Annotated in this window: 14 protein-coding genes and 2 tRNA genes; 6 read left to right on the top strand and 10 right to left on the bottom strand. The window is 65.8% G+C overall.

Annotated features, from left to right (window positions below):
* Window positions 1-255: 255 nt before the first annotated feature.
* The 4 genes from F6Q13_RS08065 to F6Q13_RS08050 form a co-directional block, all read right to left on the bottom strand.
* Entirely contained in the window at window positions 256-468 is a 213-nt protein-coding gene (locus F6Q13_RS08065) for a hypothetical protein (RefSeq protein ID WP_293054922.1), read from the bottom strand.
* Window positions 468-683 carry a helix-turn-helix domain-containing protein gene (locus F6Q13_RS08060; RefSeq protein ID WP_293054920.1) on the bottom strand — a complete coding sequence of 72 codons (216 nt, stop codon included), beginning with the start codon at window positions 681-683 and terminating at the stop codon, window positions 468-470. The genes F6Q13_RS08065 and F6Q13_RS08060 overlap by 1 nt, the downstream gene beginning before the upstream one ends.
* A 242-nt stretch (window positions 684-925) precedes the next feature.
* Window positions 926-1,246: a type II toxin-antitoxin system PemK/MazF family toxin gene (locus tag F6Q13_RS08055; RefSeq protein ID WP_293054919.1), complete on the bottom strand. Its 321-nt coding sequence runs from the start codon at window positions 1,244-1,246 to the stop codon at window positions 926-928.
* Window positions 1,243-1,452: an antitoxin MazE-like protein gene (locus F6Q13_RS08050; RefSeq protein WP_293054917.1), complete on the bottom strand. Its 210-nt coding sequence runs from the start codon at window positions 1,450-1,452 to the stop codon at window positions 1,243-1,245. The genes F6Q13_RS08055 and F6Q13_RS08050 overlap by 4 nt, the downstream gene beginning before the upstream one ends.
* A 139-nt stretch (window positions 1,453-1,591) precedes the next feature.
* Between F6Q13_RS08050 and F6Q13_RS08045 the strand changes: the two genes are divergently transcribed.
* Window positions 1,592-1,939 (top strand): hypothetical protein, encoded by a 348-nt coding sequence (locus F6Q13_RS08045; protein ID WP_293054915.1) that lies wholly within the window; start codon window positions 1,592-1,594, stop codon window positions 1,937-1,939.
* Window positions 1,940-2,172: 233 nt separating this feature from the next.
* Here the strand turns inward: F6Q13_RS08045 and lipE are convergent, their stop codons facing one another.
* Window positions 2,173-3,435 carry a lipase LipE gene (gene lipE / locus F6Q13_RS08040; RefSeq protein ID WP_293054913.1) on the bottom strand — a complete coding sequence of 421 codons (1,263 nt, stop codon included), beginning with the start codon at window positions 3,433-3,435 and terminating at the stop codon, window positions 2,173-2,175.
* A gap of 157 nt (window positions 3,436-3,592) precedes the next feature.
* On the opposite strand from lipE, the gene F6Q13_RS08035 reads away from it, so the two are divergent.
* Window positions 3,593-4,969, top strand: coding sequence for an HNH endonuclease signature motif containing protein (locus F6Q13_RS08035; protein WP_293054911.1), 1,377 nt, complete (start codon window positions 3,593-3,595; stop codon window positions 4,967-4,969).
* Here the strand turns inward: F6Q13_RS08035 and F6Q13_RS08030 are convergent.
* On the bottom strand, window positions 4,956-5,780 hold the full coding sequence (locus F6Q13_RS08030) for a crotonase/enoyl-CoA hydratase family protein (protein ID WP_293054909.1): 825 nt from the start codon (window positions 5,778-5,780) through the stop codon (window positions 4,956-4,958). The genes F6Q13_RS08035 and F6Q13_RS08030 overlap by 14 nt on opposite strands.
* Before the next feature lie 4 nt (window positions 5,781-5,784).
* A complete protein-coding gene (gene hisC / locus F6Q13_RS08025) occupies window positions 5,785-6,852 on the bottom strand; it encodes a histidinol-phosphate transaminase (protein ID WP_293054907.1) in 1,068 nt (355 codons plus the stop codon).
* Window positions 6,853-6,940: 88 nt separating this feature from the next.
* Between hisC and F6Q13_RS08020 the strand changes: the two genes are divergently transcribed.
* From F6Q13_RS08020 to F6Q13_RS08010, 3 genes are all read left to right on the top strand, one after another.
* A tRNA-Ser gene (locus F6Q13_RS08020) sits at window positions 6,941-7,029 on the top strand.
* Between the two features lie 24 nt (window positions 7,030-7,053).
* A tRNA-Arg gene (locus F6Q13_RS08015) sits at window positions 7,054-7,126 on the top strand.
* A gap of 117 nt (window positions 7,127-7,243) precedes the next feature.
* Window positions 7,244-8,245, top strand: coding sequence for a glycoside hydrolase family 6 protein (locus F6Q13_RS08010; protein ID WP_293054905.1), 1,002 nt, complete (start codon window positions 7,244-7,246; stop codon window positions 8,243-8,245).
* Window positions 8,246-8,260: 15 nt separating this feature from the next.
* Here F6Q13_RS08010 and F6Q13_RS08005 read toward each other — a convergent pair whose 3' ends face one another.
* From F6Q13_RS08005 to F6Q13_RS07995, 3 genes are all read right to left on the bottom strand, one after another.
* On the bottom strand, window positions 8,261-8,914 hold the full coding sequence (locus F6Q13_RS08005; protein WP_293054903.1) for a class I SAM-dependent methyltransferase: 654 nt from the start codon (window positions 8,912-8,914) through the stop codon (window positions 8,261-8,263).
* Between the two features lie 74 nt (window positions 8,915-8,988).
* Window positions 8,989-9,951, bottom strand: a complete 963-nt coding sequence (locus F6Q13_RS08000) for a bifunctional 2-polyprenyl-6-hydroxyphenol methylase/3-demethylubiquinol 3-O-methyltransferase UbiG (RefSeq protein ID WP_293054901.1) — start codon at window positions 9,949-9,951, stop codon at window positions 8,989-8,991.
* A 144-nt stretch (window positions 9,952-10,095) separates the two neighbouring features.
* Entirely contained in the window at window positions 10,096-10,884 is a 789-nt protein-coding gene (locus F6Q13_RS07995) for an FkbM family methyltransferase (protein ID WP_293054899.1), read from the bottom strand.
* A 76-nt stretch (window positions 10,885-10,960) separates the two neighbouring features.
* Here F6Q13_RS07995 and F6Q13_RS07990 point away from each other — a divergent pair, with 76 nt between their 5' ends.
* Window positions 10,961-12,631 carry a hypothetical protein gene (locus tag F6Q13_RS07990; RefSeq protein ID WP_293054897.1) on the top strand — a complete coding sequence of 557 codons (1,671 nt, stop codon included), beginning with the start codon at window positions 10,961-10,963 and terminating at the stop codon, window positions 12,629-12,631.
* The last annotated feature ends 27 nt before the right edge of the window (window positions 12,632-12,658 follow it).

The following is a 12,658-nucleotide window of genomic DNA, read 5'->3' as shown; positions in this document are numbered from 1 at the left end:
AACTAGCTGAGGCACCACCACCGGCCACGCGCTCAAAGTACGTGAGGCACGTCGCATCCTTTTGCGAAACGCAGATGTGTGTTTATATTTGTCTTAGTCTCTCCGCGTGGTGGTGGTGGGACTAACTGCGGCGAAGACCCCGGCTTCGGTCGGGGTCTTCGTGTTTCCGGGCGGGATTCTCTTTCAATGCGCTGGTCAACGCCGCTACCATCGAACACATGAGCGAAATCGTCGACGTCGCGCGATCCTGAGCCACTACGCCCCTTTGGCCATCGCCTTGATGGTGGCGTTGCTGGTCCTGTTGCGGATCGCGTACAGCGCGGGTGCCTCGTCGGCGAGGAATGCGGCCGCCGTGTCCGCCTCACATATCGAACAACCCTGATTTAACCGACAAACCCAAACGCGCTTGTCCCCGGCCTGAAGCCGAGGCCTGTTCGCCACGTTTTCCGCGGTCAACAGTTCCGCCATCAAGACATCTCGCTGTCGCCGAGGGCAGTGCTGATCAGGCGGTCGATCTCCCTCTCGGGGACCAGCGTCCGCCCGCCCAACCGCAAGGTGCGGATCTCGCCCTTGGCTGTGAGCTTGTAGAAGCTGCTTTTGCCGATGCGCAGTGCTTCCAGCGCCTCAGGGATGGTCAGAAGCCTGTTCGAAGGTGCGACGCGCGCCAGTTCGTTCTGCTCCACGGAAACTCTCCTCGGTGTGCTCCGGTGCGTTACCGTCGGCATGTTGGACGGATCGGAGCCGGTTTCACGAACGCGGCGCGGCCTCGCTCGTAGAAGCACCGAACCAGCTACTGCGGTGCTGCCTGGTTCCAGCGTCGCCACCAACAGGTGCGCGCCGTTACAACTGGAGTTGGCCGTTGTTGGCCAACTGTGCCGGGGTAACGGTAGCCGCAGCCTCGATGCCGCATGACCTGCGGAAACAGCTAGGAGGCTAGGCCGAGGAACACCATGAGTGAGCGTTCGATGTCGGCCATGAGGGCGGTGGGCACGCGGCCAATGCGTGTGCCGAGGCTGGATCGGCGGACTGTGGTGATTTTGTCGATCATGGCGAAGCTGGCCTGGGTGATTCCGGTGGTCGTGGGGATTGCGATGCGCGTTGTCGGGGCGTCGGCCGCGGTGGTGGTCAGTGGGATAACGACGATTGACTCGGTGGCGTCGAACAGGTCGTCTTGGATGATGAGCGCCGGTCGGGGTTTGGCGGCGTAGACGCCTCCTGAGACGGTCCAGAGTTCGCCGCGGATCACTCGTCGTCGGCCAGCTCGGAGATGGCCTCAACAAAGTCCATGTCGTCGCTGCGCTGGTCGGCTTCGGCCAGTGCTAGCGCTTCGCGGTGTGCTTCTGCGGCGAATTGCGCCGACCGGACGTCGGGCACCCACACTTGCACGGGGCGGTACCCGCGTTCACGCATGCGTCGGCGGTAGTCGCTGGCCCGCCGTGTCGATGTCGCCATACCTCAACTGTTGCATGAAACGTACGTTGCATGCAACACCCAGCCGCCTAAGTGCCCGCACAGGACCTGACACAGCGCCAGTGACGCCGGCAGCGTCGGGCATCACTCCTGCCGGCGATTCGTCTCAAACTCTGCGACCATGGAGCTGCTGCACGTGACCACGTTGTCGGCGATGGCCGTAATTCTGCGCGAAGGGTTCGTTCCCCGGATCGGTCCCCGGTCCATCGACATCGGCGAGCAATACCCGGCGACGTTCTTCTTCACCAGCCGGGAAGCTCTCGATTCCGCGAGCTGGAACTGGCTATCAGAAGCGTTCGAAGACACCGTGGAGGACCTGGTTGTGATCGTCGTGGAGCTGGACCCGGCCATGGTGCACATCGCGACTGGCACCGAGTTCGAGGCCAGGGTGCTGATACCGGTTCCGGCGTCGGCGATCGTCAGGGCCTACGACATCGACACGAACGCTGAGCTGTACCGGCGCCGGTGACCTGCGGGCGCTCTATCGGCGTGGCTGCGCGCCGTGGGTCTTCGTCGGGCGCCCGCCGTCGGAGAAGTCACTGACACAGCGATGACACAATTGCGCACCTCGACGACCTGGCGTAGATTCACAAATCCCCAGATCAGAGGACTACCGCGGACGAGAGAGTACAAGGTCGGAGAAAGCAAATACCCTGGTGCGTCTAGCTTGAACGCGAGAGACGGCTAACACCGTCCGGGGGTTCAAATCCCTCCGCCACCGCCTGTGCTGGCGACCCGTGGAATCTCGGCGGCGATACGGTCCATCAGCGCGGTGTAGCGCTTGGGTGCGACATCGCGGCCGGGCTTGCCGCTGCTCACCAGTCCGGCGGCCAGCTTGCGCTCGGGATCGGCCCAGATCGCGACGTTGACCAGGCCGAGGTGTCCGAACGCCGCCGGTGCGTTACGCCCGAACGGCCCGAATCGGTTCGATCCCAGCATGAATCCCGTTCCCCAGCGAAGTGGCGCGAGTCCGGTGGCGAAATCCGGTCTTAGCCTGCGGCATTCGCGTACCGCGTCGCGCAGTGTTTCCGGCCGCAGGACACGAACCCCGTCGAGTTCGCCACCACGGCACCAGATTTCAGCAAAGCGCGACAGTTCGTCGGCGTTCGAGACGGTGTTGGACGACGGGATCACCGTGGTCAGATACAGCGGGCTGTTGCTGAACGGGATGATCTGGTGCACCGAGCCGCCGATCGCCTTGCGGAAAACCGCGGCGAGCGGCGCGGGCAACGGCTTGCCGGTGGCATGACTCGGTGCGACCAGCGCGAGATCGTGCTTGGCGACGCCGAAGTTGGTCCAGCGGAAGCCCAGTGGGTCGAGGATTTCGGTGGCCAGAATCTCGCGAATGTCTTTGCCGGTGGCGGCCGAGATGATTTCACGCATCAGCGGCCCCCAGGTCAGCGCGTGGTAGAGATGGATCAGACCCGGCCGGTACAGCGGCTTCAGCTTGGCGAGCTGCTCGCGGGCATACGCGCTGTCGTCGACGCGGGTGACGTCGGGTCTCGGGCCGGTGGGAAACGGAACGCCGGCGCTGTGGGTCAGCACGTGCCGGATCGTGGTGCGGTCCTTACCATGGCTGGTGTAATCGGGCAGGTAGTCGCAGACCCGGTCGTCGAGGGAGAACTGTCCGCGCTCGACGAGCATGTGCACCACGGTCGCCGTGATGGCCTTGGCGGTCGAGTACACGCAGAACGGGGTGTCGGTTTTGACCGGGATTTTTTCGGCGTCGGGCGGATCGCTCGGAGCGTTGCCCCAGCCGTGCCCGATTGCGCGGTTGAGCACCACCTTGCCGTTGTGGCGCAGGCACAGCTGGATCGCGGGATGCATTCCGGCCCGATACCAGTACCGCACCGCCTCCCAGATGCGTTCCACGGCTGCGGGGTCGACCTCGGAGTGGTCTTCGGCGGCGACCGCCGTGACGGCGTCGAGGTCGGCGGGGACACGGATCCTGCCGTCGTCGGTCATGCGTGGCCTCTCTGTCGGGACGCGGTCTTGCCCAATCGCGAGGGTACGTGCCGGCCTGCCGGTCAGAGTTGTCCACAGTGCGGGTTTTATCCACAGTTGAGGATGTGGGCGCCGGTCTGGCGGTGCTCCCAGTGGGCGCCGGGTATATATTTCGAATATGTGTTCGAATAGCCGCGAGGAGGTCGTCGAGGTTTTCGACGCGCTCGAGGCCGATCTGCGCCGGGCGTTGGAGTTGTCCTTCGACGTGCTGACCACTCCGGAGCGGCTGGCCATGCTGGAGCGCTGCGAGCGCGTGCGCCGCCGACTGCCGGCCGTCGAACATCCGCTGATCAACGGGATCGCAGAACAGGCCGACGCCGCCGAACTGGGCGGCAAGCTGCCGTTCGCGTTGGCCGATCGGCTGCGCATCACCCGCGCCGAGGCCGCCCGGCGCATTCGGGAAGCCGAAGATCTGGGGCCGCGGCGGACGTTGACCGGCGAGCCCCTGGAGCCGGTCCTGGCTGCCACGGCCGAAGCGCAGCGCGCCGGCCGCATCGGTCCCGGTCACGTGGCGGTGATCCGGGACTTTTGGCATCGCCTGCCGGACTTCGTCGATGTCGAGACGCGGGGGAAAGCCGAAGCCCAGCTGGCTCGCCAGGGCGGCGAGTTTCGCCCCGACCAATTGAGCAAGCTGGCCGACAAGCTCACCGATTGCCTGAATCCCGACGGCAATTTCACCGACGAGGACCGGGCCCGCCGCCGCAGTTTCGTCATCGGCAAACAGGGCATCGACGGCATGTCGGCGATCAGCGGCTATGTGACGCCGGAGGCCCGCGCCACCCTCGATGCGGTGCTGGCGAAGCTGGGCGCTCCGGGCATGTGCAACCCGGCCGATGCCGAACCCTGCACCAGCGGCACCCCGTCGCAGGCCGCCATCGACGCCGACACCCGCAGCACCGGCCAGCGCAACCACGACGCGCTCAACGCCGCCGGCCGGGCGCTGCTGGCCTCCGGAAACGTGGGCCAACACAACGGGCTACCGGCGAGCATCATCGTCACGACCACGCTGCGAGAACTCGAATCCGGCTGCGGCACGGGCCGCACGGGCGGGGGCAGCTGGCTACCGATGTCCGATGTGATCCGGCTGGCCTCCCACGCCCACCATTACCTGGCGATCTTCGACGAGGGCACAGCGATCGGGCTGTATCACACCAAGCGGCTGGCTTCGCCAGGACAGCGCATTGTGTTGCACGCCAAGGACCGCGGCTGCTCCTTCCCGAACTGCGACGTGCCCGGCTATCTGACCGAAGTCCACCACGTCACCGATTACGCGCAATGCCGCGAAACCGGCATCGACGGCCTGACCCAGGCGTGCCGGCCACACCACAAGCTCGTCACCAGCGGCGGCTGGACCACGCGCACACGCAAAGACGGACTGACTGAATGGATTCCGCCGCCGCACCTCGACCGCGGCCAACCCCGGACCAACGTCTTCCACCACCCCGAAAAACTGCTGCGGGATGGCGAGGCCGACGATGACCCTACTCCCCGGTGAACTTCGGCGGGCGTTTGGCGAACGTCGCCGAGATGCCCTCGGTCAGGTCCTTGGACGGCAGGAACGCCGCGTTCCAGGCGGCCACATACCGCAGACTCGCCGACACCGCCGCATGGCGTTGCTGGTCGAGGACGTCCTTGATGCCGCGCACGGTGAGCGGCGGGTTCGCGGCGATCTCGGCGGCGGTGGCGTGCGCGGCGGCCAAGGCGGCGTCGGCGTCGGCGAACACGTCGTTGACCAGGCCGATCTTCTCGGCGCGCGCGGCGTCGATGTCCTTGCCTGTCAGCGCCAACTCTCGCAGATGCCCGTCGGAGAGGATCAACGGCAGCCGTGCGAGGCTGCCGACGTCGGCGACCATCGCCAGCTTGACCTCTCGCACAGAGAATTTGGCGTCGGCGCTGGCATAGCGGATGTCCACCGCCGAGATCAGGTCGACGCCGCCGCCGATGCACCAGCCGTGCACCGAGGCGACGGTGGGGGTGCGGCAGTCGGCGACGGCGCTGATCGCGTCTTGCATGCGCAGCACCTCGGCGTGGAACTCGGCGCGGGGCCGGGCCAGCGCGCCCTCGGCCAGGACCGGGGCGAGCGTGCCGCCCATTGCCGGCACGTCCAGGCCGTAGCTGAAGTTGCGGCCCGAGCCGGTCACCACGATGGCCCGCACCTCGGGGTCGGCGTCCAAGGCGCCGAACACCTCGGGCATCTCCGACCAGAACGCCGGTCCCATCGCGTTGCCTTTGCCGGGCCCGATCAGTGTCACCGTGGCCACGTGGTCTTTGGTCTCGACAGTGACGGAGTCATACTGCCGGCTCATGGGATCACTCGCTTCCTATCCAGCCCGCGGCGAACCTCACCAGGGCGTCGTTCTCCTCCGGCGCCCCGATCGTGATCCGCACGCCGTCGGCTCCGTACGGGCGCACCACGAGGCCCGCATCGGCTGCCCGCATGACGAAGTCTGGAGTGCGCGCGCCCAGCGGCAACCAGACGAAGTTGGCCTGTGACTCCGGCAGCCGGAAACCGGCGGAGCGCAGCGCGGCGGCGACCCGCGCGCGTTGGGTGACCACGGCGTCGGTGCGGGCCAGCAGCTCGTCGGCGGCGTCCAGCGAGGCGATCGCCGCGGCCTGCGACAGCGTGGTCGTGCTGAACGGCACCGCGACTTTGTTCAGGGCGGTGATGACCCGCGGATCGCCGACCGCGTAGCCCACCCGCAGGCCGGCCAACCCGTAGGCCTTTGAAAACGTCCGCAGCACAACGACATTGCTGTAGGAGCGGACCAGACCGAGGCTGTCCGGCTGCAGCCCGTCACGGATGTACTCGACGTAGGCCTCGTCGATGGCGACCACGATGTGCGACGGCACCGTTTGAACGAATCGGGCCAGCGCCGCCGGCTCGACGACGGTGGACGTCGGGTTGTTGGGGTTGCAGACAAAGATCAGCCGGGTGCGGTCGGTGACCGCGGCGAGCATGGCGTCGAGGTCGAAGGTGTCGTCGCGCAGCGGCACCTGGATCGGGACGGCACCGGCGACCCGGACCTGCAACGGGTACATCTCGAAGCTGGGCCACCCGTACAGCACCTCGTCGCCGACGGTGGCGGTGGCCTGGATCAACCGTTGGCACAGGCTCGCCGAGCCGCAGCCGACGGCGATGTGCCCGGGGGTGAACCGGCCTTCGGGCTCCAGGTGCGCCACCAGCCGCGAGCGCAGTTCGGTGTTGTGGTTGTCGGGATAGCGGTTGATCGTGGCGATCGCCTGTTCGATCGCGGCGCGCACCGCGGGCAGCGGACCGTGCACCGTCTCGTTGCTGGCCAGCTTGATCGCCCCGGTGATCGTCTTGCCCTCGACGTAGGCGGGCAGCTCGGCCAGCTCGGGGCGCAGGCGGGCGGTCACGTCGACAGCATATGTGCGTGCTGTGTACGCTGTGCTCCGCGGCGGTTCCAGGACCCCGATCGGGGTCCGGTACCCTCAGGAAATCCGAGGAGGCGTGCCAGAGCGGCCGAATGGGACTCACTGCTAATGAGTTGTCCTCTTACCCGGGGACCGGAGGTTCAAATCCTCTCGCCTCCGCCGCCGGAACAATTGAACAACCGGGCGCCCGTAGCTCAACGGATAGAGCATCTGACTACGGATCAGAAGGTTGGGGGTTCGAATCCCTTCGGGCGCGCCCAGATGGCAAGTTCCGGCCGGTATGAGACCCCGATGCCCGGTACAGCGTTCCCGGCGCCCCCTGCTGTCCCACCGCGATTGACGCTGTGTACTCGATAGCACTAACTTTCCGGGGGTGTTGTGCTCAGCGCTTGGTGCAGTCGCGCGGTCGATCGTCTCATTGCTGACGGCGGCGATCGTGGTCCTGGGTTGTCTCGTCGGCTCGGCACCGGTCGGTCGGGCCCCGGCGGTGCGGTTGGCCGGGGAGGTCAACCCGTTGGCCGGTCTGCCCTTCTACGTCAATCCCACGTCGGCGGCCATGCGGGCCGCCCAGCGGGCCGATCCGCCGAGCCCGGAGTTGACCACGATCGCCAACACACCGCAGGCGTACTGGGTGGTCCCGGGCTCGTCGGCGGCGACGGTCGCCAAGTACACCGGTGACGCGCAGGCGGCCGGCGCTATCCCAGTTCTGGCGCTGTATGCGATCCCGCACCGCGACTGCGGCAGTTTTGCCGCGGGCGGCTTCGGGAGCGCCGCTGAGTACCGCGCCTGGATCGACGGCATCGCCGCCGACGTCGCCGCAGCGCCGACGGCGATCATCCTCGAACCCGATGCCCTCGCCATGGCCGACTGCCTGTCGGCTGAGCAGCGCCGGGAACGGTTCGATCTGATTCGCTATGCGGTCGACACGCTGTCGCGCAATCCGGCCACCGCCGTCTACGTCGACGGTGGTCACCTGCGCTGGCACAGCCCCGAGGACATGGCCGCCCGGCTCAACGCGGTCGGTGTCGATCGGGCGCGCGGTTTCAGCCTCAACACGGCGAACTTCTTCACCACCGAAGACGAAATCGGCTACGGCGAGGCGATCTCGGCGCTCACCAACGGCTCGCACTACGTGATCGACACGTCGCGCAACGGCGCCGGGCCGGCACCTGACTCCGCGCTGAGCTGGTGCAACCCCAGCGGCCGGGCACTGGGAACGCCGCCGACCACCGATACCGCGGGCGCACACGCCGACGCCTACCTGTGGATCAAACGTCCCGGCGAATCCGACGGGACATGCGGCAAGGGTGATCCGCCGGCCGGCACGTTTGTCGATCAGTACGCTATCGACCTCGCCCGCAACGCCGGCCGCTAGCTGCGAGTCCGCCGCTCAGGTCTTGATAGCGACCAACGACTTGACCAATCCGGCGAATCGCTCGTACCAGATCACCGACGACGGGAAGTACCGACGCATCTGCGAGATACCGATGAGATCGATCTCGTCGACCTGATCCTGGGCCTCCTGGCGGGTATGAGTCCGAACGTGGCCGCGGTTCCAGTGCATCGATACCTGCACCCGTGCCTCGTAGGGCAACCACTGCATGCCGGGAAAAAGCCAGTGCGGTTCGATCGGAAAGTAGCGGTACGGGGTCTGGACCCAATGGCGGTCGGCCAGCGAGTGGACGTTATCGGCGAGTCGTTGACGCCGCACATGTCCGCCCACATGTTCTAGCAGCGAATTGGAATACACCAGGTCGAAGTGATCGCCCGTTACCGTGCTCGGCAGGTCGCACGCGTCGCCGTGGATCGCAGTAATCCCCTCGGCCTTCGACTGCAGCGGCAGCAGATTCACCGTGGTGACCGACTTCGGCCGCACCGGCGCAAGCTGCCAGGACGCCGGTGTCCCGCCCAAGTCCAGCACCCGCATCTCCGCCAACGACGGAAAGACCTCGAGCAGATGGTGCCAGCGTCGGGCCCGGGCACGTCCCGACAGTGATCGCCGTGAGTTGACGTCCGTGACGGCGTCACGCAACCAGCTTGACATCCAACCCCGGTCTTCGCGATAGGCCAGGCGGACACTGCGCCGCGGGCAACTGACGCGCAAAACGTTAATCGCTTTCACCGGCGGCCGCAACACGCCGGATTTTTGCGGATCGCGATGTCCAGGTACGGTAAGAAAAGCCCCAGTGGCAGGTCCGGGCGTTGCCGCCGCAGCAAATTAGCGTACCGGCGATTGGTGGAGAATCGGTAGCGGAGCCAGCGCAGCATGTTCTGCTTGATTTGAAAACTGTGCCGGTCGACCAGGAACTCGAGCGTCCCGACGGGTCCCAACGCCAACTCGATCTCGTGATAACTCACACCCCGGCCCCGGCGAATCAATTCTATTTCGGCTTCCTCGGATTCGATGTCGAAAGGCGCGGCTCGGTATCTCGGTGTCTCCTGGATATACTGCAGCGCTATCTCATCCGGCAGCCAGTGGAAGAACGGCAAGTCCGCGGTGTGGTCGTCGTAGAGCCACAGCCGATTCGGTGCCTCGATTATGCCGAGGATTCCGTCGTCGACCAGCAGATTCCATGCCGCGCGTAGACTGGTGAGGCGCTCATCGGTCGTCATGTGCTCCAGCGATGCGAAGAAAAGCACGAAATCGAAGCTTTTCTGATCGAAATTCGAACCTATGTCGGTGGCGTTCATGTGGTGCAGAGACTGATCGCCCAGCCCGAATAGTCGTAATCTCTCCTGTGACACTGCTACCGAATCCGCCATGACGTCGACCGCAGTGACCTGTGCACCCTGCTCGGCCAGGGCAAAAGTCGACGACCCGGTGCCACAGCCGATCTCGAAAACCCGCGCCCCGGGCAGTGGGCGTAACGCATTGAGCCAGGGCATGTATTCGTGCCGGTCGTAGATCAGGCGTCCGACGGTGTGCTGTTCCAGCTGATGGCTGCCGGATTCGGTCTGCCAGTAATCTCTTGTCGACCAGTTGTCGAGCAGGTGCCGGCGAAACCGGTCCAGATCGACCGGCTCGAGCGGAAGGAAGCGTCGACGCAGATCGGCGGTGACGGCCCGGTCGGTGCGCCACACGAGGCGCCGCGCCAGGTCTTTCCCAGCCTGCTTCGAGAACCGCCGCCGCGCCGGCCTTGCGCCCCAGTGGCACTCGCGCACGATGTTGCTCCCGATGAGGTCGTCACGCCATGCTAACCCACCTGTCGCGGACGAGGGCGTGCGTCACCCGGGCACGAAGACAAAGTTGTTGACGTAGACACCGTGGGCCGCCCACCCGTCCTGTCGACCGCCGATGTTCGCCGGATTCTGATGTTCGGCCGCGTCGAACTCCTCGACCGGTCGCCGGACTCCGGCGAGGTCGAAATAGCCGGAATAGCCGTAGCTGCCCAGCAAGTCGATGATCCCGGCGACGGCGCCGGGATGATGGCGCTCTTCTGCTTCCACGAGAATCGCCGGCCGACTGCGCATCAGGGTTGCCGTGGCCCCGCGCAGCACCGCCAGCTCGTGACCCTCCACGTCGATCTTGATCAGGCCGACATCCGCCAAGTGCAGATCGTCGAGGCGCCGCACCGGCACGTCGACGCGATGCACGCCGGCGTCGTCGACGTCGCGCAGCAGGTTGTCGGTGTCGATCGTGCTGCGGCCCGGTTCGGAGTCGACCACCCGCAGGACCGCCACGCCGGCATGGTCGGACAACGCGACAGCTTCCACCCGCACCGCGGCGCCGACCGCGTCGAACATCGACACCAGATCGCGGGCCTGGGCCGGCCGCGGTTCGAACGCAATGACCGACCGGGAGGCGGCGAGCATAGCGATCGTGAACTCACCGACGTCGGCTCCGACATCCAGAGACACCCGCGTCGGGTCGCACAGCGACACGGCCAGCGCCACCTCCGGGCGGGACGCGCCGAGGCGTTGCAGAATGCGGTATTTCCGCTGCCAGAACAAGCGGGGCGCGAAAGACCTTGCCGCAGGAGCGAGCCAACGTTTGGCTGATTGTGCGAGGGGCATCTGTCGTCTTTCCGGAACCGCAGCATACTCAACGTGCGGCGCTGCCGCACGGCTCGGCCCCTGCATAATGGTCACGATGTTCGCTCTGTTGCGCAGCAGGGTACTGGCCGGCGCCGCCTGCACAGCCCTGGCGCTGAACGGATGTGGCGGAAGTCACGTCAACCTCGGACTGCTTTCCGCCATAATCAGTCCGACCATACCGGTCACCACTCAAGACGTACCCGGTCCGCTGCGCGGCCAGTACGAAGATCTCCTGCAACCGCTTTTCCCGCAGGGCAACCCGGCAGACCGCAAATACCCGCCCTGGCCGGCGTCGTATGACGCCAGCATGCGTGTCTCGTGGCGGCAGTTACAGCCCACCGATCCGCGCACGTTGCCGGCCGATACCCCCGATGATCGCAAGTACGACTTCAGCGTGATCGACGAGGCACTGCGCACTGCCGCGCAGCGCAACATGCGGCTGATGCTTCGGGTGTATGCCTACAACTCCTGCTGTGATGCCTCCTACCCGAACAACACGAACATCGCGATCCCCGACTGGATGCGTCACGCCGCCACCAGCTACTCCGGGCCGAAACGACCAGGACAGGCGCTCGGCGTGATCCAGGTGGTGCCGAACTGGAACGATCCCGCCTATCTGAACGGGTTTTCGCAACTGCTCGCCGCGCTGGGCCGCCGCTATGACCGCGACGAGCGGCTGAGCGTTTTCGAGTTCTCCGGCTACGGAGACTTCAGCGAAGACCACATCGCCTACTTACGGGACGCGCTGGGCGCGCCCGGTCCGGCGCCCGAGCACAGCATCGCCAAGCTCGGGTATTACAGCCAGTTTCGTGACCAAAGCATCACCATCGACTCCATTCGCCGCCTGGTCGCCGCCAACGTCGATGCCTTTCCCCACACTCAGTTGGTGGTCAACCCGCCGAACCCTGAGATCGTGCGCCAGCTTCTCGCCGACGACGTCACGAAAAAACTCTCCGCCCCCGTGGGCATCCGCTCGGATTGCCTCGGCGTGTACGCACCGCTCCCGGCGTGGGCCGAGTCGGCCGGCTCCTACTATGTCTACTCCAAGGATCCGCTGGTCGAAAAACTCAAAGACCGGCTCGCCTCGGCGCCGGTGATCACGGAATGGTGCCAATTGCCCGCCGGAACCAGCCCGCGGTCCTATTACGAAAAAGGCTTGCACGACGTCGTCAGATATCACGTGTCGATGACCTCCAGTTACAACTTTCCCGACCGTGTTTCGAATGTGCCGATGCCCCGCGATGTTTATCTGCTGTGGGCGCAAGCCAATGTGCTTGCCGGATACCGATACTCGGTGCAGGCAAGGCAGCGGACCCAATCGCTGCGTGACGGGGTGGCAAAGATTTCGGTGGACTGGACCAATTACGGTTCGGCCGTCGCGACCGAGCAATGGGTGCCCAGTTACCAACTGGTGGATTTCTCGGGCGAGGTGATCCGCACGCTGCCCTCCGCCGTGGTCTTGAAGACACTGTTGCCGCACTGCTGCAACGCACACAGCGACACCCCGGCTCCGGCGTCAGCCACCGAATCGGTAGCCGTCGACCTGCGGGGCCTGGCGCCGGGACACTACATTGTGCGTGCGCTCGTGGAGTGGCGACAACACAAACCCGGGGGTGTCGACGTGGTGAACTACCCGCCACTACGATTGGCGCGTGACGGGCGCGACGCCTCTGGGGGTTATCCCATTGCCACGCTCGATATTCCGCGCGATACCGTGTCGTTGTGACGGCAATACGGGACCTGGATACTGCTT

This window comes from Mycobacterium sp., from assembly GCF_008709575.1.
Taxonomy (GTDB): Bacteria; Actinomycetota; Actinomycetes; order Mycobacteriales; family Mycobacteriaceae; genus Mycobacterium.
The sequence above is the reverse complement of the archived record's forward strand: the minus strand, read 5'-3'. Positions and strand labels throughout refer to the sequence as shown.